Raw genomic sequence first — 19,997 nt, 5'->3', positions numbered from 1 at the left:
CTTACTGATCAGTAACGTGCCTTGCGGAGACCTTAGCGCGGGGGCAGGGGCACGGTACATGGCCACAGCCCACCTGCCGTTTAGATGCGTGAACAGAAATCATGAACGCGACCCATTGACGCGTCCACGGCAAGTTCGTACCTTCACCTGGAAAGCGCTTTCCATCACCCGTCTTCCGCAGACGAACGGAGAGGCAAGGATGAAGCGAGCACTCCCCCTGAGGCTTCACGCGGCCCTCGCCACGATGGCCCTCGCTGCCGCGACCGGCACGCTCGTGTCGATGCCCGAGGCCTCGGCGGCGACCGGCAGCGCCACCGGCTACGCGACCCAGAACGGCGGGACCACCGGCGGCGCCGGAGGCCGGACGGTCCGGGCGACGACGGGAACGGCGATCCATCAGGCCCTCTGCGGCCGGGCGAGCACCAGCACCCCGATCACCATCGAGGTCACCGGGACCATCAACCACGCGAACACCAAGAAGGTCTCCGGCGCCGGCTGCGACACCGCCGACGGCGTGATCGAGCTCAAGAAGGTCAGCAACGTGACCCTCGTCGGAGTCGGCAGCGGCGCCCTCTTCGACCAACTGGGCATCCACATCCGCGAATCGAAGAACATCATCGTCCAGAACGTGACCGTCCGGAACGTCAAGAAGTCGGGCTCCCCCACGTCCAACGGCGGGGACGCCATCGGCATCGAGCGCAATGTTCGCAACGTCTGGATCGATCACACCACCCTGGAGGCGTCGGGCGGCGAGTCGGAGGGCTTCGACGGCCTGTTCGACCTCAAGGACAACACCCAGTACGTCACCCTGTCCTACAGCGTCCTGCGCAACTCCGGCCGCGGCGGCCTGGTCGGCAACAGCGAGAGCGACCGGTCGAACGGCTACATCACCTACCACCACAACCGGTACGAGAACATCGACTCCCGCGCCCCGCTGCTGCGCGGCGGCATCGCGCACCTCTACAACAACCACTACGTGCGCCTCAACGACTCCGGCATCAACTCCCGGGCCGGGGCCCGCGCCAAGGTGGACAACAACTACTTCGAGGACTCCAAGGACGTCCTGGGCACCTTCTACACCGACGCGGCCGGCTACTGGCAGGTCGGCGGCAACATCTTCGACAACGTCACCTGGTCCGCCCCGGGCAGCGAGAACCGTCCGGCCGGCCCCGACCCGAAATCGAACACCACGGTCTCCATCCCCTACTCCCACACTCTGGACGAGGCAGGCTGCGTGCCGGCCGTCGTGAGCCGGACGGCGGGCGCGAACAAGGGGCTTCAGGTGTCGGACGGCAGGTGCTGACCTAGCACGACAGGCCGCGGCCGGCTCGGGGCAACGGACCGGCCGCTCCCGTAAATCCGTCGTCCACAGGCACCCACACCGTAGGTTCTGGCCAGTAATCTCGGCGTTCATGGAGCAGAGGCATCTCGGCCGCACCGGCCTTCGTGTGTCCCGGATCGGGCTCGGCACCCTGACCTGGGGACGGGACACCGACGAGCACGACGCCGCGGACCTGATGAAGACGTTCTGGGAAGCGGGCGGGACCCTCGTCGACACCGCGGACGTGTACGGCGACGGCGAGGCCGAGTACCTGCTCGGCAGGCTCATGGACGGCCTGGTTCCGCGCCGTGACCTGATCGTCTCGACCAAGGCCGGCAGCGTGCCGGACCCCGAGCGCCGCTTCGACGGCTCCCGGGGCCATCTGCTCGGCGCACTGGACGGTTCGCTCTCCCGGCTCGGCACCGACTACGTCGACCTGTGGCATGTGCACGCGTTCGACCCGGCCACCCCGCTGGAGGAGACCCTCCAGGCGCTCGACCTCGCGGTCTCCAGCGGGCGGGCCCGCTATGCCGCCGTCTCCAACTTCTGCGGCTGGCAGCTGGCCGGCGCCGCGACCTGGCAGCTGGCGGCGCCCGGAACCCGGACCCGGCTGGCCGGTACGCAGCTGGAGTACTCCCTGCTGCAGCGCGGTGTCGAGCGCGAGGTGCTGCCGGCCGCGCTCGAACTGGGCATAGGCCTGCTGCCGTCCTCACCGCTCGGGCGCGGGGTGCTGACGGGCAAGTACCGGGGCGACACGATGCCGCCGGACTCGCGCGGCGCCTCGGAGCATCTCGCGCCGTTCGTCGCGCCGTACCTCGACGACACGGCGAGCCGCATCGTGGACGCCGTGGCGACCGCGGCGGACGGGCTCGCGGTGACGCCGCTCCAGGTGGCCCTGGCGTGGGTCCGCGACCGGCCCGGGGTGGCCGCGCCGATCGTCGGCGCGCGCAACGCGCAGCAGCTCACGGCGGCGTTGTCAGTGGAGACCCTTAGTCTTCCTGACGAGATCTGCCGGGCGCTCGACGATGTGTCGGCGCCTGTGCACCGCTATCCCGATCACGACTGGAGCACGCTGTGAGCACGGAGCCCGAGACCACGGAGGACGCCGAGCCGGGGCCGCCGGGCACCGAGAGCACATCGGCAGGTGGGCCCGGTACCGGAGGTGGTGAGACCGGCACCGGCGGTGGTGAGACCGGCACCGGGGAGACGGCCGGCACCGGGGGCGGTGACGCCGGAACCGAGGAGAGGACCGGGGCCCAAGGCGGTGACGCCGGCACTGGGCAGGGTGCCGACGCGGAGAGCGCCGAAGCCGGCACCGGGCGGGCGGCCTCGGGGGAGGGAGCCCGGGCCGACGCCGAAGGCGGTGACACCGGAACCCCGCAGGTTTCCGAGGCCGAGGCCGAGTTGCGTGCCCAGCAGGCCGAGCGGGAGCGCATCGAGCAGCGCAAGGCCGAGAAGAAGGCACCGATCGCGAGCGGCACCAAGCTGAGCGGCAAGGCCGCCGATCTGCTGGCGGCCGTACGGGCCGTCGAAAGCGGAGAGAAGCCCGCAGCGACGGTGTTCGAAGAGCCGCCCGCCGCCCCCCGCTCCGCCCCCGAGCCGGAGCGGCGACCACGGCCGGTGGCGCCCGGGCCCGTCTCCGCGCCGATCGGCCCCACCCCGGAGGCGGTCCGGGCCGTGCGGCAGGTGCTCGGTGAGGGCGGTGCCCCGGAGGTGCTCGCGCCACAGGGCGCCACGGTTCTCGGCGAGGGCGCGGACGACCAGCTGCGCGCCGACCCCTGGCAGTTGCTGCGGATCGCCGGTGTGCGGCCCGAGCAGGCCGACGGTTTCGCCCGGGCCCTGCTCGGCGCCGAGTGCGGCCCGGACGACGAGCGGCGGGGCCGGGCCGTCACCGGCTGGCTCCTGGAGCAGGCGGCGCTGGCCGGGCACACCGTACTGGAGATGCCCGCACTCCTCGCGGCCCTCTCCCAGCGGGGCGTGCCGGAGCCCGACAGCGCCGTACAGGGCGCGATCGCGGAGGGTGAGGCCCTGGTCTTCCAGGACGCCCTGGAGGGCGAGGCCGCTACCCCTGCCCCGGCGGCTGAGGAAGGCGCGGAGGAGGACGCGGAGCGTCCGGTCCGTGTGCTGGTCGGGCTGGAGCGGTACGCACTGGCGGAGGAGAGCCTGGCCGACGGGCTGGCCCGGCTGGTCAACTCGGCGCCCAAGCAGGATGGTTCGGCCGAGGATTGGGAGCGGGCCGCCGCCGCGGCCCAGGGGTCTGCGGCGGAGCTGATCCGCGCGGTCGCCGGCCAGGGCCTGGTGCTGCACACCGGCGGGGAGGCGTCCCTGGCCGAGCCTGCGGCCCTGCTGACCGCCGCCAGCTCTCTCGGCCTGCGGGCGTGGGCGGCCACGCACAACCCGATCGGCCGCAACCGTTTCGCGGCCCTGCTGCGACGGTCCGGCCAGACGGCGGACGTCCCCGGACAGGCCGGCGAGGCACCCGCCGACTCCCCCGTCGCCACCGTCTCCGGGCTTCTCGCCGGCCTCGAAGGCCCCGGCCGTGACGCGGACGGAGCCCTCGATCTGGATCTGCTGGTCGTGCTCGACGCGCCCCAGCTGGATGTCGAGACGGCGGCTCTGCTGACCGAGTCGCTGCCGGACGGGGCACGGCTGGTACTGGCCGGCGATCCGGCGGTGCTGTGGTCCGCGGGGCCGGGGCGGGTGTTCGCGGATCTGCTCGCGGCGCGGATCTGCCCCCAGGTGGCCTCGCGGCGGCCGGATCCGGGGCCGCTGGGCGAGCTGGTGTCCGGCATCGGCGTCGGCGAGCTGAACCAGGTCGAGGCCCCCGGCAAGGAGGTCGTGATCGTGCCCGTGCGGGACGCGGCCGAGGCAGTGCACCGGACGGTGCAGCTCGTCGTGGACTCGGTGCCGCGCGCGATCGGGGTACCGGCCGAGAAGACCCAGGTGATCACCCCCGGGCACGGCGGGGCCGTCGGGACGCGTGCGCTCAACGCGGCGCTGAAGGAACGGCTCAATCCGGGCCCGGGCCGCTTCGGCGGCTTCGACCCCGGTGACCGGATCGTCCACTCCCCGGCCCCTGGGCGTGCGCTGCCGGGCCGTGTGGTGACGGCGGACGCCGAGGGGCTGCATCTGTCGTGCGAGGGCGAGGCCGTCGTCGTACCGAGGGAATGGGTGGAGCAGTCCGTGCGGCACGGGTGGGCGCTGACCGCGCACCAGGCCGTGGGAAGCCGCTGGCCCGCGGTGGTCGTGGTGCTGCCCGGCGATGCGGCGCAGGCTCTCAGCCGGCCGTGGGTGTACACGGCGTTCGGGCGGGCCGACCGGCATCTGTCCGTGGTGCACGGCGTGGAGCAGGCACTTCCCCGGGCCGTGGCAGAGGTTCAGGCGAAGCCGCGGACGACACGGCTGCCGGCGCTGCTCGCGCCGCAGATCAGCGGCACGTGACGGGGGTGGTGGTCATGGGCCCGGGTCCATGACCACCACCCCCGGGTCGCCGTCGTGCGCGCTCAGCGGCGGTCCGCGTCCAGCGGCTCCAGGTCCTCGTCCGGGTCGCCGGCGAGCTCGTCCTCCAGCTCGTCCGTTTCCTCGTCATCGTCGTCGTCGATCTCGTCGTCGAAGACGGCGCTGACGTCGAAGCGGCAGACCACCTGCTGCGGGTCGACCTGATCGAACGGTGCCTCCAGCCACTCGCCGGGCTCGGCCGGTTCGTCCGCCGCCGTCACCCAGAGCGTGGAGTCGCCCTCCTCCAGCCCGAACTCCTTGTGCCGGGAGGCGATCTCGTCGGGCTCGAACTCGCCGAAGAGCAGCCCGAGCGCGCCGTGCACCGTCCCGGAGGCGGGGGTGCCGTCCTCGCCCTCCGCCGCCTCGATCCGCTGTGCCTGCGCCAGCAGGCGCTGGGGCTCGGCGACGGCGTAGTCGCGGCGGATCAGTACGCTCAGCGCGTTCGGTTCCTCGGGGCCCGCGTACGGGGGCAGGGCGTCCTCCGCACCTGGGATCTCGAAGGGCGTGACCTCGTCGTAGCGGTCGTAGAGCAGTTCGTCGTACACCTCTGCGGCCGCGGCGAGCTGGTTGAACGCCTCGTAGACCGCCGGGTCGTCCTCTCCCGACCTGCGTTCGACCGCGGCCAGGTGGCGGTCGAGCGCGGTCTTGACCGCCTCGGCGGCGGCGCGTACCTCGGCAGCGGTGGACTGCGCAGCATCAGACATAGTGCAGACGCTATCCGTACCTGGCCCCAGCCCGCACAATAGATGCGATGCCGGAATACGAATTTGTCGACGTGTACGTGCCTCGCGGGGTTTCCCGCAAGGAAACGGCACGTCTGCTGACCGACCACGCGGAGTACGGACACTGGGAGTTGTACCGTCTGAGCCTGCTGCGCGACGGCAGCCGCAGGGTGCGGTTGCGCCGGCGGATCATCCGCCAGGCGCGGGCCACGTGGTGAGCTGGGACGGAGCACGGGAAGAAGACGCATGACGGAGCGGGCCCCGCATCGGCGGGGCCCGCTCCGTTCGTGGGGGGCGTCAGGCGGAGGCGCGAGCCTTGCGGTAGAGGATCGCTCCCGCGAGCAGCGCGCCCGCGCCGGCCGGGAGGGCGAGGCCGAGCGGCAGGTCGCTGCCTGTGCTGGCGAGCTGGGATTCGCCCTCGGGCTGGGTGACGAACTGGGCGCCGGGGTTGTTGACGTGCGAGGAGCCGCCCGCGGTCTCGCCACCGGTGGAGGGCGTGGTGCCCGGATCGCCGGGGTGACCGGGATCGCCGGGGTGACCAGGCTGCCCGGGCTCACCAGGGGTGCCGGGGTGACCGGGTTCACCCGGTTTTCCGGGGGTCCCCGGGTCGCCCGGGTCACCGGGGTTCCCCGGCTGGCCCGGCTCGTGGCCGCCGGGCGGGGTGCCGTGCTGTCCGCCGCCACCGTTGGAGCAGTCGTTGCCCGTGCTGGGGTTGCCGACGCCGATGACGTCGACGCTGTTGCCGCAGACGTTCACCGGTACGTGGACCGGCGCCTGGACGTGATTGCCCGAGCCGACGCCGGGCGAGTCGGTGGCGTGCCCGCCCGCGTGGGAGCCGCCCTTGCCGCCGTGTTCGCCGTATCCCCCCGCCGACGATCCACCGCCCTTGTCGGCGCACGAGTTGCCCACCGACGGATTGAGCAGACCGACGACGTCGACCGTGTTCCCGCACACGTTGACCGGTGCGTGGACCGGCGCCTGCACCGAGTTCCCGGACAGCACGCCGGGCGAGCCCGACGCCGAGCCCTGAGCGCCCGAGGCGGCGTGAGCGGAGCCGCCCGCGGCGGCGATCACGCCGGTCGCGGCCGCCACGGTCATCAGACCCTTGCGGGTGACCTGTCGCATTTACTGAATACCTGCCTTCGACCGTGTCTCGAATTCTTCTCGAATTCCCCGAAAGAAGCGTTCGGTCCCGGAGCGCATGGCGCGCGCTCCGGGACCGATGGCTTTGGACTCCCCTCAGCGAGGGGGAAGCATCACTTGTTGATGCAGACGTTGCCGAAGGCGGGGTTCAGCAGACCGATCACGGAGACCGTGTTGCCGCAGACGTTCACCGGGACGTGAACGGGCACCTGGACAACGTTGCCGGACAGGACGCCCGGGGAGTGCACGGCGGCACCCTGAGCACCCGAGTCGGCGACGGCCAGGCCCGCGCCCGCGAGAACCAGCCCACCGGTGGCAGCCGCAGCAGCGACGACCTTCTTGATCATTATTCCTCCTAGTTGGCAAAGCGACCCATCTTGCGATCGCATTACCTGTAACGAGGAGGGAGTAATGAGGCTACGAGCTTATGGTCGCATTCACTCTTCCCAGTCGATTCCGCACGCGCGAGCGAATACCGCCGTCATGCCACCGTCCCGCGGGCTGGGTTTCAGGACGCGTCGATGAAGCGGTCGAGCACCCGCACGCCGAACTGCAGGCCCTCCACCGGCACCCGCTCGTCCACGCCGTGGAACATGCCGGCGAAGTCCAGCTCCGGCGGCAGCTTCAGCGGCACGAAGCCGAACCCGCGGATGCCCAGGTCGTCGAAGGACTTCGCGTCCGTCCCGCCGGAGAGCATGTAGGGGATCGCCTTGGCGGTCGGGTCCTCGGCCAGCAGCGCGGACTGCATCGCCCCGACGAGCGCCCCGTCGAAGGTGGTCTCGACGGCCTTGTCGGCGTGGACGTCCTCGCGCCGCACCTTCGGGCCGAGGATCCGGTCGAGGTCGGTGAGGAACTCCTCCTCGTGGCCGGGCAGGAACCGTCCGTCGATGTGGGCGGTCGCCTCGCCCGGGATGACGTTGACCTTGTAACCGGCACCGAGCTGCGTGGGGTTGGCCGTGTTGCTCAGGGTCGCGCCGATGAGCTTGGCGATGCCGCCGAGCTTCGCGAGGGTCGACTCCATGTCCTCCGGGTCGAGTTCGGTGCCGAACGCGTCACCGAGCTCGTCGAGGAAGGCGCGGGTGGTCTTGGTGACCCGCACCGGGAACTTGTGCCGCCCCAGCCGTGCGACGGCCTCCGACAGCTCGGTGATCGCGTTGTCCCGGTGGATCATCGACCCGTGCCCTGCCGTGCCGGCCACGGTGAGCTTCATCCAGTGCATGCCCTTCTCGGCCGTCTGGATGAGGTACAGCCGCCGCTGCTCGCTCACGGTGAAGGAGAATCCGCCCACCTCGCTGATCGCCTCGGTGACGCCCTCGAACAGGCCGGGGTGGTTGCGCACGAGGTGCTTGGCGCCGTACGTGCCGCCGGCCTCCTCGTCGGCGAGGAACGCGAGGACGATGTCGCGCGGGGGCTTGCGCCCGCTGCGCAGCCGGTCGCGGACGACCGCGAGGGTCATCGCGTCCATGTCCTTCATGTCGACGGCCCCGCGGCCCCACACGCAGCCGTCGGCGACCTCGCCGGAGAAGGGGTGGTGGGTCCAGTCGTCGGCGTTGGCCGGCACGACGTCGGTGTGGCCGTGGATGAGGAGCGCGGGCCGGGAGGGGTCCTCGCCCTCGATCCGGGCCACCGTGGAGGCGCGGCCCGGGTGGGACTCGAAGATCTGCGGTTCGAGCCCGACCTCGGCGAGCTTCTCGGCGACGTACTCGGCCGCCTTCCGCTCACCGGGACCCGAGTGGTCGCCGTAGTTGCTGGTGTCGATCTGGATCAGCTCGCGGCAGAGGTCCACGACCTCGTCCTCGCCGGTGACGCTCCTGGCCGTGTCCGTCTCGCTCACGTGCTTCCTCCCGGTGTCACTGCTGGTGGGTCCCCCTCATCCTCCCTCTCCCCGGCCCACACCCCAAGAGCGCTCCGGGCCCGTCACACGCCGTTCACGCCCGGCCGGACGCCGACGGGGGGTGATCGGCCACCCCCGAGAGCCTGGTAATGTTTACGTCGTCGCCGCGGGGAGAACCCGCGCGACAGACACCTTGTCCGGGTGGCGGAATGGCAGACGCGCTAGCTTGAGGTGCTAGTGCCCTTTATCGGGCGTGGGGGTTCAAGTCCCCCCTCGGACACATGAGGCTGAGGGCCGTGACCGCGAGGTCACGGCCCTTGTGCGTTGCCGCGGAGAGGTGACCATGACCAGGCGTTCCTGCCCCTGCGGGCTCCCCGAGGCCTATGAGGCCTGCTGCGGCCGCTACCACTTCGGGGCCGCCGCCGCGCCGACCGCGGAGGCGCTGATGCGGTCGCGGTACTGCGCCTTCGTGAAGGGGGACGCCGGATATCTGCTGCGGACCTGGCATCCGAGGACGCGGCCCGGGACGCTGGAGCTGGATCCGGGGATGAAGTGGACCGGGCTGGAGATCCTGGGGACGACCGGCGGATCCGCGTTCCACCACACCGGGACCGTGGAGTTCCGGGCGTCGTACCGGGGTGGCTCGCTGCACGAGCGGAGCGGCTTCGAGCGGGTCGACGGGGCCTGGGTCTACGTCGACGGCGAGTTTCCGGCCTAGGGAGGGCCGGTCACCCCCGGCCGCCGGCATGCGCGAGGCGACGGCGGCGATCGCCGAGTCGCTGCTACGGCGCCAGAATGTCGAGTTCCTGGAGGGCGCCGACCGTGATCTCGCGGGTCAGTTCCTCCGCGCGGCCTGCGTCGCCCGCGCGGACCGCTTCGGCGACCTGCACGTGCAGGGTGACGGCCGCCGGGTCGGGGTCCTCGAACATCACGTCGTGCTGGGTGCGGCCGGTCAGGACCTCGGCCACGACGTCACCGAGGCGGGCGAACATCTCGTTGCCGGAGGCCTCCAGGACGACGCGGTGGAAAGCCACGTCGTGCAGGAGGTAGCCCTCCAGTTTGTGACCGCGTGAGTGGGCGACCATGCCGAGGGCGCACTCGGTGAGTGCGGCGCACTGCTCGGACGTGGCGTGCCGGGCGGCCAGGCCGGCCGCGACGGGTTCGATCGCCGAGCGCAGCACCGTGAGGGACCGCAGCTGCCGGGGGCGGTCGGCGCCGGCCAGACGCCAGCGGATGACCTGCGGGTCGTAGACGTTCCACTCGGACTTCGGGCGGACCGTCACGCCGACGCGGCGGCGGGACTCGACCAGGTACATGGACTCCAGGACGCGGACCGCCTCGCGCATCACGGAGCGGGACACGTCGAAACGCTGGGCGAGTTCGTCGGTACGCAGGACGCTTCCCGGCGGGTACTCACCCGCCGTGATCTCGGGGCCGAGGGTGTCCAGTACGTGGCCGTGCAGCCCCCGGCCCGCTGTGCTCATGCACTCAGCGTACGGGGTAGATCACGGAGACAAAAAGTCAGACTTATTCATGACGACCTCTTGAATTCGTCCTACCTAATGGGTTTCAGTTGCGTCGACATCACGTGTCGACCTCGGACAGCAGACAGTGAGGCAGCGATGAACACCCCCCATGTCGTCGTGGTCATGGGCGTAGCGGGCACCGGCAAGACCACCATCGGTCCCCTGCTCGCGGCCCGGCTCGGCGTTCCGTACGCCGAGGGCGACGACTTCCACCCGCAGGCCAACATCGACAAGATGTCGGCCGGTACCCCGCTCACCGACGAGGACCGCCTGCCCTGGCTCGACGCCATCGGCACGTGGGCGCACGGGCGGGCGGGGCACGGCGGAGTGGTCAGCTGCTCGGCACTGAAGCGGTCGTACCGCGACCGGCTGCGGGCCGCCGCGCCCGGCGTGGTCTTCGTGCACCTCACGGGTGACCGCGCGCTGATCGAGGACCGGATGTCGCATCGGCAGGGGCATTTCATGCCCACGGCGCTGCTCGACTCCCAGTTCGCCACGCTCCAGCCCCTCGCGGCGGACGAGGCGGGGGTCGGGGTGGACGTCGCGGGAGGCCCGGAGGAGATCACCGAGCGGGCGGCGCACGCCCTGCGGGACCTCCCCGAGCCCGTCCAGTAGCCCCTGGCGGTTTCCCCCTTCCCCTCCCCTTCTCCCCAACGCAAGGGAACCCACCGTGACCAGACTCAGCGTCGAGATGCTGGCAGCGGACGCACCCGAGCCGATCACCTCGGCCGGCCACGCTCAGCTGGGCATCGCCGTCCTGGCGGGCATCGCCGTCATCGTCCTGCTCATCACGAAGTTCAAACTGCACGCCTTCCTGGCACTGACCATCGGGTCGCTGACGCTCGGCGCGATCGCCGGGGCGCCGCTGGACAAGGTGCTCACCAGCTTCAGCGCCGGCCTCGGCACCACGGTCGCGGGCGTCGGTGTGCTGATCGCCCTCGGGGCGATCCTCGGCAAGATGCTCGCCGACTCCGGCGGCGCCGACCAGATCGTCGACACCATCCTGGAGAAGGCCGGCGGGCGGTCGATGCCGTGGGCGATGGTGCTGATCGCCTCCGTGATCGGCCTGCCGCTGTTCTTCGAGGTCGGCATCGTGCTGCTGATCCCGGTCGTGCTGATGGTCGCCAAGCGCGGCAACTACTCGCTGATGCGCATCGGCATCCCGGCGCTCGCGGGTCTGTCCGTGATGCACGGCCTGGTCCCGCCGCACCCCGGCCCGCTGGTCGCGATCGACGCGGTCGGCGCCGACCTCGGCATCACCCTGGCGCTCGGTGTCCTCGTCGCCATCCCCACCGTGATCATCGCCGGTCCGGTGTTCTCGAAGTACGCGGCCCGCTGGGTCGACGTGCCCGCCCCCGAGAAGATGATCCCGCAGCGCGCCTCCGAGGAGCTCGACAAGCGCCCCGGCTTCGGTGCCACGCTGTTCACGGTCCTGCTGCCGGTGATCCTCATGCTGGCCAAGGCGCTCGTCGACATCGTCATCGACGACCCGGAGAACCTCGTCCAGCGCGTCTTCGACGTGGTCGGCGCCCCGATGATCGCGCTGCTCGCCTCGGTGCTGGTCGGCATCTTCACGCTGCTGCGGCCCGCCGGGTTCTCCAAGGAGCGGATATCGCCGCTCGTCGAGAAGAGCCTCATGCCGATCGCGGGGATCCTGCTGATCGTCGGCGCGGGTGGCGGCTTCAAGCAGACGCTGATCGACACCGGTGTGGGCCAGATGGTCCTGGACATCTCCGAGGACTGGGCGATCCCCGCGCTGCTGCTGGCCTGGCTGATCGCGGTGGTGATCCGCCTCGCGACCGGTTCGGCGACGGTCGCCACGGTCTCGGCCGCCGGTCTGGTCGCCCCGCTCGCGGCGGACATGTCGAGCACGCACGCGGCCCTCCTGGTCCTGGCCATCGGCGCCGGTTCGCTCTTCTTCAGCCATGTCAACGACGCCGGGTTCTGGATGGTGAAGGAGTACTTCGGGCTGAGTGTCGGCCAGAACATCAAGACCTGGTCCGTCATGGAGACGATCATCTCGGTGGTCGCCGGCGGCATCGTCCTGCTGTTGTCCCTCGTGATCTAGGAGTGCTGCGGCGATGACGGCTCATCCCCTCTTCGACATCGGCGGCCGTACGGCCCTGGTCACCGGCTCCAGCCGGGGCATCGGACTCGCCTTCGCGCGCGCTCTGGCGGAGGCCGGCTGCACGGTCGTCCTGAACGGGCGCGACAAGGACCGGCTCGCCGAGGCCGCCGCCGGGCTGCCGGGCGACCGGGTGCACACGGCCGCGTTCGACGTGACGGACGGACCCTCGGTGGCCTCGGGGGTCGCCGATGTCGAGGAGCGGGTGGGCCCGCTCGACATCCTCGTCAACAACGCGGGCATGCAACTGCGGGCCCCGCTGCTGGAGTTCACCGACTCCGACTGGCACCGCATCCTGGACACCAATCTGACCAGTGCCTTTCTGGTCGGCCGTGAGGCGGCGCGGCGGATGACGGGACGCGGCCACGGGAAGATCATCAACATCTGCTCGCTGCAGAGCGAGGTGGTACGGCCGGGGATCGCGCCGTACGCCGCCACCAAGGGCGCGCTGAAGATGCTCACCAAGGGCATGTGCGCCGACTGGGGTCCGAGCGGTGTTCAGGTCAACGGGCTCGGCCCGGGCTACATCGAGACCGAGCTGACCCGGCCGCTGGTGGAGGACGAGGAGTTCAGCTCCTGGGTGCGGCGGCGTACGCCGGCCGGGCGCTGGGGCCGTACCCAGGACCTGGTGGGCGGGTTGCTGTTCCTCGCCTCCCCGGCGGCGGACTTCGTCAGCGGGCAGGTGCTGTATGTCGACGGCGGTATGACGAGCGTGCTGTGACGTGCCGGGAGGCGGCTGTGATGCTGGGGTGTGTGATCCACGGTCAGGGCAACCTGCGGGTGGCGGAGCTGCCGGTGCCGGAGCCCGGGCCGGGGCAGGCGCTGGTCGCCGTGCGGTACGGCGGGGTGTGCGGGTCCGATCTGCACTACTGGCGGCACGGCGGGGTCGGTGACTTCCGGCTGCGGGAGCCGATGGTGCTCGGGCACGAGGTGGTCGGGACGGTGGTGGAGTACGGCCCCGGTGCCGCGGGCCCGGCTCCGGGCACCGCCGTCGCCGTGCATCCGGCGACCCCGTGCGGGGTGTGCCCGGAGTGCGAGGGCGGGCGCCGCAATGTGTGCCGTGATACCCGCTATCTGGGCAGTGCCGCGCGCTTCCCGCATGTGCAGGGCGGCTTCGCGGCCCGGGTGGTCGTGCCCTGCGAGCAGTTGCGGGCGTTGCCGGACGGTCTGGGGCTGCGCAGGGCGGCGCTCGCCGAGCCGCTGTCCGTAGCGCTGCACGCGGTGCGGCGGGCAGGGGAGGTAACCGGGCGGCATGTTCTGGTGACCGGTGCCGGGCCCATCGGGTGTCTGGTGGTCGCGGCGGCGAAGGCGGCGGGTGCCGCGCACGTGACGGTGACGGATCTGGTTCCCGAGGCGCTCGCGTACGGGCGGATCGCCGGGGCCGGGAGTCTCGTACGGGCCGATGATCCCGATGACCGTGGGTGGCCGGACGAAGTCGATGTGGCCATCGAGGCCTCCGGGGTGGCCGCGGGGCTCGACGCGTGTCTGCGGCGGGTGCGGCGTGGTGGGGTCGTGGTGCAGCTGGGAATGCTGCCGCCGGGGCAGAGTCAGTTTGCGGGGAACCTTGTGGTGAGCCGGGAGATCGAGTTGCGCGGAGCGTTCCGCTTCGACGGGGAGTTCGATGACGCGCTGGCGTTGCTGGCCGGGGAGCCGGCGTTCGACGGGCTGATCAGTGCGGTGGTTTCCGTGGCGGAGGCCGAGTCGGCTTTCGCCCTGGCCGCTGATCGGAGTCGGTCGTGCAAGGTGTTGTTGGGATTCGCCCAGTCGCCGTAGCGGGGCCTGCCGTCGTGCGTCCGCGGGTGCGTCGGGGGTGTTCGCGCCGTTCCCCGCGCCCCTGAGGCGCCGTACCTACGGGCGCCACAAGGGGTGTTCCCGGTCTGCCCACTGGCTGCTCACCCTGCCCGTGCGCATGCCCCTTCTGGACTCCGGGTCCGCCAGGGCCATGCCGATGTGGCCGGCCAGGACGATGCCGATGGTGAGGGCCAGCCAGTCGTGGACGAAGGTGGCGCTGGTGCGCCAGAGCAGGGGGGTGAGGTGGGTGAACCACATCATCAGGCCCGTGGCGAGCATGACCAGCGTGGCGCCGGCGATCCAGGAGGCGTAGAGCTTCTGCCCGGCGTTGAACTTGGCCGCGGGGCGGGACGCGTGGCGCCGGTCGCGGCGCAGGGCGGCGCGCAGCCAGGTGCGGTCGTGCGGGCCGAAGCGGTTGAGGCGGCCCAGGTCGGCGCGGAACGCCCGGGAGGCGAGGCCGGCCAGGACGGGGACGGGCAGGGCGAGGCCGGCCCACTGGTGCAGGGTGACGACCAGGGCGCGGCGGCCGACGAGTTCGGCGAGCTGGGGAACGTAGAGGCAGGCCGCCGTCAGGAGGCAGATGCCCATCAGCGCGGCCGTGGTGCGGTGGATCCAGCGCTGCACGGTGGTGAAGCGGCGGACGTCGACGGTGGCCGGTGGTGCGTCAGCTCGTAGGGTCATCGTCCCGTCCGTTCGAGCGTCCCACCCAGGCGTCGACGTCGTAGCCGCGCTCCTCCCAGTAGCCCGGCCTGACCTCGTCGGTGACGGTGATGCCGGAGAGCCACTTGGCGGACTTGTAGAAGTACATGGGCGCCACGTAGAGGCGGACCGGGCCGCCGTGGGAGTGGCTCAGACCCTTGTCCTGCATGCGCAGGGCGACCAGGACGTCCGCGCGGCGGGCCTGGGCGAGGGTGAGGCTCTCGGTGTACGTGCCGTCGAAGCAGGTGAAGCGGACGGCCTTGGCCGTGGGGCGGACCCGGGCGGCGTCCAGGAGCCGGGACAGGCGTACGCCCTCGAAGGGCGTGTCGGGAACGCGCCAGCCCGTGACGCACTGGACGTCGCGGACCAGCCGGGTCTGGGGCAGTGCCTCGAGGTCGTCGAGGGTGTAGGCCGTGGGGCGGTCGACCAGGCCGTCCACGGTGAGGCGGTAGGTGTCGGCGTTCTTGCGCGGGACGGACGAGGCGACCGAGTAGTAGCGGAAGCCTCCCCCGTTGGGGAGCAGGCCGGTCAGGCCCGTGGGGTCCTTGTCGGCCGCTCCGCCGAGGAAGGCCTCCAGGCCGCGTTGCAGCGGGGGCGCGGCGACGACGCCGGCGGCGCCCAGGGCGAGGGTGCCGAGGAAGACGCGGCGGCCGACCGGGGTGCCCCGCTGATCAGGGTGCTCGTCGTTCACACCCTTGGGTACGTCCTCATTCACGTACTCATTCGAACACCCGCGGCCCCGGTACGACAGGGATCGCGGGTGCTCGTCAGATTTCCGTAACCACTTCTTACGCGGGCCGCCTCAGGAGGAGGCCGCCTTGTCCAGCTGGAACGCCTCGTTGCCGAGGCCGATCCGGGCGTGCTTCTCGGGGGCGCGGGCGCGCAGCACCAGGCCGAGGACGACACCGGCGAGCGCGGCCAGGCCGATGACGCCGGGCAGCACCCAGCTCAGCGACGAGTCGGGGCCGGCGCCGACCAGCACCTCGAAGTCCTTCACCGTGTAGCCGGCGATCACCAGCAGGGCGATGCCCGCCAGCCCGGACGTGACGAGCCGCCAGGCCTGGGCGCCGGCGGCGCCGCGGCGGACGAAGAAGACGACGACGGACAGGGACGCCGCCGCCATCAGCACGATCACGCCGAGGGCGCCGATGTTGCCGAACCAGGTGAACAGCTGCAGGACGGGTGCGGTCGGGTCGCCGGCCGGCTTGTCGTCGGCGATCGCGAAGGCGACCACGACCACCACGGCCACGACGGTCTGGAGCAGCGAGCCGGTGCCCGGGGCGCCGCTGCTGCCGCTGGTGCGGCCGAAGGCGGCGGGCAGCAGGCCTTCGCGGCCCATGGCGAAGGCGTAGCGGGCGACGACGTTGTGGAAGCTGAGCAGCGCGGCGAACATGCCGGTGACGAACAGGATGTGGAGGACGTCCGTGAAGGTGCCGCCGAGGCGGGACTCGGTGAGGAAGAACAGCAGCCCGGCGCTCTGCTTCTGGGATGTGCCGACGATGGCGGAGGGGCCGGTGGCCACGGTGAGGGCCCAGCTGCTCAGCGCGAAGAAGACGGCGACCCCGCCGACGGCGAGGAACATCACGCGCGGCACCAGGACGTGGGGGCGGCTGGTCTCCTCCGCGTACACCGGGGCCTGCTCGAAGCCGAGGAACGCGGCGATGCAGAAGCACAGCGCGGTGCCGACGCCCGCGCCGGTGAGGGTGTCGGGGTTGAAGGCGTGCAGGGACAGGCCCTCCTTGGCGGGGTCGGCGATCGCGGCGATGTCGAAGATGACGACGAGGAGCACCTCGATGACCAGCAGCACACCCAGCACCCGGGCATTGACGTCGATCTTGAGCCAGCCCAGCAGCCCGACGGCGATCGCGGCCACGAGCGCCGGTATCCACCAGGCGATCTCCACGTCGGCGTAGGTGTTCAGGAGCCCGGAGACCTCGAAGCCGAAGATGCCGTAGATGCCGACCTGGAGCGCGTTGTAGGCGACGAGGGCCACCAGGGCGGCGCCCGCGCCTGCGGTGCCGCCGAGGCCACGGGAGATGTACGCGTAGAAGGCGCCCGCGTTGTGGACGTGGCGGCTCATCTCGGCGTATCCGATGCTGAACAGGATCAGGACGACGCCGAGGACGACGAAGAGCAGCGGCTGGCCGACGATGCCCATCACCGCGAATGTAGTGGGCATGACACCCGCGACGACCATGAGCGGGGCGGTCGCGGCGAGGACGGAGAGCAGCAGACCCCCGGTGCCGAGCCGGTCGGCGCGCAGGGCACGCTCCTCCCCCTTGAACGTACTGATGCCGCCGGCGGCGGTCGTGCTCGTTCGCGAACTGTCCGTGGTCATCGGGGGAGCGTCCTCACTCTTCGGGTCGGGGGTGTCAGGCCGTGCCGAGCGCGGCCGCACGGGCGGCGGCGAAGGCGGTGTGCGGGTCGCGGTCCGGGTACGACCAGGGCGCCGGGGTGGCGTGACGGCCGATCCGGTGGAACAGGGCGGCGGCCTCGGCGCCCCGCCCCTCGCAGAACTTGGCGTGGGCCAGGAAGTTCAGGTCGATCAGCCGCCGCGGGTGCCCCTCCAGCTCCCACTCCAGCCACCAGTCGAAGGCGGCCTTCATGACCTGCCGGGCGCGGCGGCCCGTCCAGTGACCGGAGGCGGCCGGGTCGGCGGGTTCGTGCCCGGCGGCGGCCAGCACGCGGTAGCGCTCGGCGTGCGCGATGACCGGCAGGATCGCGAGCGGTGAGTCGGCGGGCGCCTGCTCGGCGGCCCAGCCGGCGAAGTCGTAGACCTCGTGCAGCGGGTCCGGGCCGGACTCCGTGCGGCGTGCGGCGAGCCGGGCGATCATCAGGTGGTGGGCGTGGTGGTGGTCGGCGTACCGGGCTCGGACCTGCTCGAAGGCCCGGACCACGTCCTGGTCGGTGCCGGCCGCGCACTCCAGCAGGAGCAGGCCGAGCCAGGGGGTGGGGTCGGCTGGGACACGGTCCACGGCGGTCCGGCAGGCCTCGCGGGCACGGACCGGCTTGGCCTTGCCGTGCAGGGCGCGCCGGACCTGGGCGAGGGCGAGCAGCACGGAGGCGTCGGCGGACTCGGGTTCGGCGAGCAGCCACTCCCGGGCCCACGCGGCGCAGGAGGATTCCCGCGCGAGGACGGTGACGCGGTGGCCGCGCCGGTCCCAGTCGTCCCCGGTGTGCACCAGCAGGGAACGGGCGTTCTGCCAGCGGCCCTGCACCAGTGCGGTGCGCGCGGCCATGAGGTCGGCGTCGTCGAGGGCCTCGTCGAAGGCCTGTGCGGCGCGTCTGCGGCCACGGCCGAGGGGAGGCGGGGGTGGGGACACCGCGGGACTTCCTCACGCACTCTTCTGGTGTTTCGGCTCACGGCGGCAGAGGGAGCGCGGGTGTGCGCATCGCCATGAACTGATCACACACAGCCAACCCCCAGCCAATGGTCGCCGTCAAGAGCCGCCGGGGCGTTACACGCGTCAACTCCCGCCACTTGTGAGGATCTTGTGATCCGAGAGACAGGAGAGACCGGCGTGAGCAGCATCCGATTTTTCCGATTCGCCCCGTGTGACGTACGTCATAGCGCGGGCTGTCGCCGCCCCCGACGATGGCATGACGTACGGGCGCGCCGGGCGGAGCCGGCCGGTACAGTCGGCCCTTACGCAACCGTGACCCGACCTGACGATCGAGGTACACCGCGTGTCGGTTCTTGTACTGGCGCTCGCCCTGGGCGCCGCCTGCTGTCTGGGCTTCGGCTTCGTCCTCCAGCAGAACGCGGCTCAGCGTGCCCCACTGAGCGACTTCCTCTCCTTCCGTCTGCTGATCGACCTCGTGAAGGTTCCGCGCTGGCTCGGCGGCATCGCGCTGATGGTGGCCGGCATGGGGCTCGGCGCCGCCGCACTGGGGCAGGGTGAGCTGTCGCTGGTGGAGCCGCTGCTGGCGACGAACCTGCTCTTCGCTCTCGCGCTCTCCCGCAAGCAGACCCGGCAGCCACTGGGCCGCCAGGGCTGGGCGGGCCTCCTCCTGCTGGCCGGCGGAGTCACGGCGTTCATCGTGGCGGGCCGGCCGGAGGGCGGTGCCGCGACGGCCGATCCGGTGCGGCAGTGGATGATCATCGGGGTCATGATCGGCCTCGCCCTGCTGCTCACCGCGCACGGCAAGCGCTCCCGCCTCAGCTCGGGCCCCGTCCTGCTGGCACTGGCCGCCGGACTGCTCTACGGCGTGCAGGACGCGCTGACCCGGGTCAGCGGACAGAAGGTCTCCGAAGGCGGCTTCGCCGAGCTGCTCACCGGCTGGGAACCGTACGCGGTGCTCGCGCTGGGCGTCACGGGGCTGGTACTCGTGCAGAGCGCGTTCGAGACCGCGTCCCTGCGCAAGTCGCTGCCCGCCCTGACCGCGGCGCAGCCGCTCGCCGGCATCGTCTGCGGCGTCGGCTTTCTCGGCGACCGGCTGCGCACGGACGCGATGGCCCTGAGCTGGGAGGCCGGTGGTCTGCTGGCCGTGGTCGCCGGGATCGTGCTGCTGGGTCTGCACCCGGCGATGCCGCAGGGGGCGCCGGAGCGGGCACGGGTGGCCGCACCCGCGGTGAGCCCGGCCTCGCCCTGACGGGGCCGGACCGGTCGCGCTCCGCCGACCGCCCGCGCCGGACCGGAGACGGTGGCCACACCCCCGCCGTCCTCTGCCCTGACCGGTCGCGCTCCGCCGACCGCCCGCGCCGGGCCGGACACTGGCCACACCCCGCCGAACCCCACCCCTGCCCTGACCGGCCCCGCCCCGCCGACGTCCGCGCCCTGCTTGGATGAGGGCATGAGCGCCGCCGACGAGATCCTCGACATCGTGGACGAGCACGACCAGGTCATCGGGCAGTCCCCCCGCGGCGAGGTCTACGCCCGGGGGCTGCGCCACCGCTGCGTGTTCGTCCAGGCCCGGGACGCCGAGGGCCGCATCTTCGTGCACCGGCGCACCGCCACCAAGCTGGTCTTCCCCTCTCTCTACGACATGTTCGTCGGCGGGGTGGTCGGCGCGGGCGAGTCCTACGGGACGGCGGCCCTGCGCGAGGCCGAGGAGGAACTGGGCGTGAGCGGCCTGCCGCAGCCGCGGCACCTCTTCACGTTCCTCTACGACGACGGCTCCGGCCAGAGCTGGTGGTCGGCGGTCCACGAGGTGCGCTGCGACCTGCCCGTGCGGCCGCAGGCCGAGGAGGTGGCCTGGTACGGCTTCCTGCCCGAGGCCGAGGTCGAGCGACGCCTGACCGACTGGGTGTGGGTGCCGGACGGGCTGGCGGCGTACGAGCGGCTCAAGGCGTTCCGGTCGGACGGCTCGGACGGAGCCGGACGGAGCGCCGGGTAGG

The 19,997-nt window shown here is 71.8% G+C and carries 19 protein-coding genes, 1 tRNA gene and 1 pseudogene; 12 read left to right on the top strand and 9 right to left on the bottom strand.

Annotated elements, in window-relative coordinates; translation table 11 throughout:
• Positions 1-199: 199 nt before the first annotated feature.
• From ACFY9S_RS26660 to ACFY9S_RS26650, 3 genes and pseudogenes are all read left to right on the top strand, one after another.
• A pseudogene (locus tag ACFY9S_RS26660) lies at positions 200-1,300 on the top strand (polysaccharide lyase family 1 protein); the annotation flags it as partial.
• A 112-nt stretch (positions 1,301-1,412) separates the two neighbouring features.
• Complete coding sequence (locus ACFY9S_RS26655; RefSeq protein WP_102910098.1) at positions 1,413-2,399, top strand: aldo/keto reductase; 987 nt, start codon at positions 1,413-1,415, stop codon at positions 2,397-2,399.
• Positions 2,396-4,762 carry an ATP-binding domain-containing protein gene (locus tag ACFY9S_RS26650; protein ID WP_391132625.1) on the top strand — a complete coding sequence of 789 codons (2,367 nt, stop codon included), beginning with the start codon at positions 2,396-2,398 and terminating at the stop codon, positions 4,760-4,762. Before ACFY9S_RS26655 ends, ACFY9S_RS26650 begins: the two co-directional genes overlap by 4 nt.
• A gap of 62 nt (positions 4,763-4,824) precedes the next feature.
• Here the strand turns inward: ACFY9S_RS26650 and ACFY9S_RS26645 are convergent, their stop codons facing one another.
• A complete protein-coding gene (locus ACFY9S_RS26645) occupies positions 4,825-5,523 on the bottom strand; it encodes a hypothetical protein (protein ID WP_391132623.1) in 699 nt (232 codons plus the stop codon).
• 47 nt (positions 5,524-5,570) lie between these two features.
• On the opposite strand from ACFY9S_RS26645, the gene ACFY9S_RS26640 reads away from it, so the two are divergent.
• Complete coding sequence (locus tag ACFY9S_RS26640) at positions 5,571-5,759, top strand: DUF5703 family protein (RefSeq protein WP_033311872.1); 189 nt, start codon at positions 5,571-5,573, stop codon at positions 5,757-5,759.
• A gap of 79 nt (positions 5,760-5,838) precedes the next feature.
• Here ACFY9S_RS26640 and ACFY9S_RS26635 read toward each other — a convergent pair whose 3' ends face one another.
• From ACFY9S_RS26635 to ACFY9S_RS26625, 3 genes are all read right to left on the bottom strand, one after another.
• Positions 5,839-6,666: a chaplin family protein gene (locus ACFY9S_RS26635; RefSeq protein WP_391132621.1), complete on the bottom strand. Its 828-nt coding sequence runs from the start codon at positions 6,664-6,666 to the stop codon at positions 5,839-5,841.
• A 131-nt stretch (positions 6,667-6,797) separates the two neighbouring features.
• The gene (gene chpH, locus ACFY9S_RS26630; RefSeq protein WP_391132619.1) at positions 6,798-7,031 is read right to left on the bottom strand and encodes a chaplin ChpH; all 234 of its coding nucleotides are present in this window, start codon (positions 7,029-7,031) and stop codon (positions 6,798-6,800) included.
• 161 nt (positions 7,032-7,192) lie between these two features.
• Entirely contained in the window at positions 7,193-8,518 is a 1,326-nt protein-coding gene (locus tag ACFY9S_RS26625) for a M20/M25/M40 family metallo-hydrolase (RefSeq protein WP_391132617.1), read from the bottom strand.
• A gap of 195 nt (positions 8,519-8,713) precedes the next feature.
• Here ACFY9S_RS26625 and ACFY9S_RS26620 point away from each other — a divergent pair.
• A tRNA-Leu gene (locus ACFY9S_RS26620) sits at positions 8,714-8,798 on the top strand.
• Between the two features lie 63 nt (positions 8,799-8,861).
• The gene (locus ACFY9S_RS26615; protein ID WP_391132616.1) at positions 8,862-9,236 is read left to right on the top strand and encodes a YchJ family metal-binding protein; all 375 of its coding nucleotides are present in this window, start codon (positions 8,862-8,864) and stop codon (positions 9,234-9,236) included.
• 64 nt (positions 9,237-9,300) lie between these two features.
• On the opposite strand, the gene ACFY9S_RS26610 is transcribed toward ACFY9S_RS26615, so the two are convergent.
• Positions 9,301-10,002, bottom strand: coding sequence for an FCD domain-containing protein (locus ACFY9S_RS26610; protein WP_391132614.1), 702 nt, complete (start codon positions 10,000-10,002; stop codon positions 9,301-9,303).
• Positions 10,003-10,140: 138 nt separating this feature from the next.
• Here ACFY9S_RS26610 and ACFY9S_RS26605 point away from each other — a divergent pair, with 138 nt between their 5' ends.
• The 4 genes from ACFY9S_RS26605 to ACFY9S_RS26590 are packed head-to-tail and all read left to right on the top strand — an operon-like array spanning position 10,141 to position 13,942.
• Positions 10,141-10,659 (top strand): gluconokinase, GntK/IdnK-type, encoded by a 519-nt coding sequence (locus ACFY9S_RS26605; RefSeq protein ID WP_391132612.1) that lies wholly within the window; start codon positions 10,141-10,143, stop codon positions 10,657-10,659.
• A gap of 55 nt (positions 10,660-10,714) precedes the next feature.
• Positions 10,715-12,112 (top strand): gluconate:H+ symporter, encoded by a 1,398-nt coding sequence (locus tag ACFY9S_RS26600; RefSeq protein ID WP_391132610.1) that lies wholly within the window; start codon positions 10,715-10,717, stop codon positions 12,110-12,112.
• A gap of 13 nt (positions 12,113-12,125) precedes the next feature.
• On the top strand, positions 12,126-12,890 hold the full coding sequence (locus tag ACFY9S_RS26595; RefSeq protein WP_391132608.1) for an SDR family oxidoreductase: 765 nt from the start codon (positions 12,126-12,128) through the stop codon (positions 12,888-12,890).
• 20 nt (positions 12,891-12,910) lie between these two features.
• A complete protein-coding gene (locus ACFY9S_RS26590; protein ID WP_391132606.1) occupies positions 12,911-13,942 on the top strand; it encodes an alcohol dehydrogenase catalytic domain-containing protein in 1,032 nt (343 codons plus the stop codon).
• A 75-nt stretch (positions 13,943-14,017) separates the two neighbouring features.
• Here ACFY9S_RS26590 and ACFY9S_RS26585 read toward each other — a convergent pair whose 3' ends face one another.
• The 4 genes from ACFY9S_RS26585 to ACFY9S_RS26570 all read right to left on the bottom strand — a co-directional run bounded on the left by ACFY9S_RS26585 (position 14,018) and on the right by ACFY9S_RS26570 (position 17,982).
• Positions 14,018-14,641, bottom strand: coding sequence for a cytochrome b/b6 domain-containing protein (locus ACFY9S_RS26585; protein ID WP_102912533.1), 624 nt, complete (start codon positions 14,639-14,641; stop codon positions 14,018-14,020).
• Positions 14,625-15,374, bottom strand: coding sequence for a molybdopterin-dependent oxidoreductase (locus ACFY9S_RS26580; RefSeq protein ID WP_391132604.1), 750 nt, complete (start codon positions 15,372-15,374; stop codon positions 14,625-14,627). The genes ACFY9S_RS26585 and ACFY9S_RS26580 overlap by 17 nt, the downstream gene beginning before the upstream one ends.
• An 87-nt stretch (positions 15,375-15,461) precedes the next feature.
• Positions 15,462-16,997, bottom strand: coding sequence for an APC family permease (locus tag ACFY9S_RS26575; protein ID WP_391132602.1), 1,536 nt, complete (start codon positions 16,995-16,997; stop codon positions 15,462-15,464).
• A 34-nt stretch (positions 16,998-17,031) separates the two neighbouring features.
• A complete protein-coding gene (locus ACFY9S_RS26570; protein WP_391132600.1) occupies positions 17,032-17,982 on the bottom strand; it encodes a hypothetical protein in 951 nt (316 codons plus the stop codon).
• A 364-nt stretch (positions 17,983-18,346) separates the two neighbouring features.
• Here ACFY9S_RS26570 and ACFY9S_RS26565 point away from each other — a divergent pair, with 364 nt between their 5' ends.
• Positions 18,347-19,252 carry a DMT family transporter gene (locus ACFY9S_RS26565; protein WP_391132598.1) on the top strand — a complete coding sequence of 302 codons (906 nt, stop codon included), beginning with the start codon at positions 18,347-18,349 and terminating at the stop codon, positions 19,250-19,252.
• A 201-nt stretch (positions 19,253-19,453) separates the two neighbouring features.
• Complete coding sequence (locus tag ACFY9S_RS26560) at positions 19,454-19,996, top strand: NUDIX domain-containing protein (protein WP_391132596.1); 543 nt, start codon at positions 19,454-19,456, stop codon at positions 19,994-19,996.
• The last annotated feature ends 1 nt before the right edge of the window (position 19,997 follow it).

The organism is Streptomyces sp. NPDC012474 (assembly GCF_042955185.1).
In the GTDB taxonomy this organism is placed as follows: Bacteria; Actinomycetota; Actinomycetes; order Streptomycetales; family Streptomycetaceae; genus Streptomyces; species Streptomyces cahuitamycinicus.
This window is presented reverse-complemented; position numbering and strand designations above follow the sequence as displayed.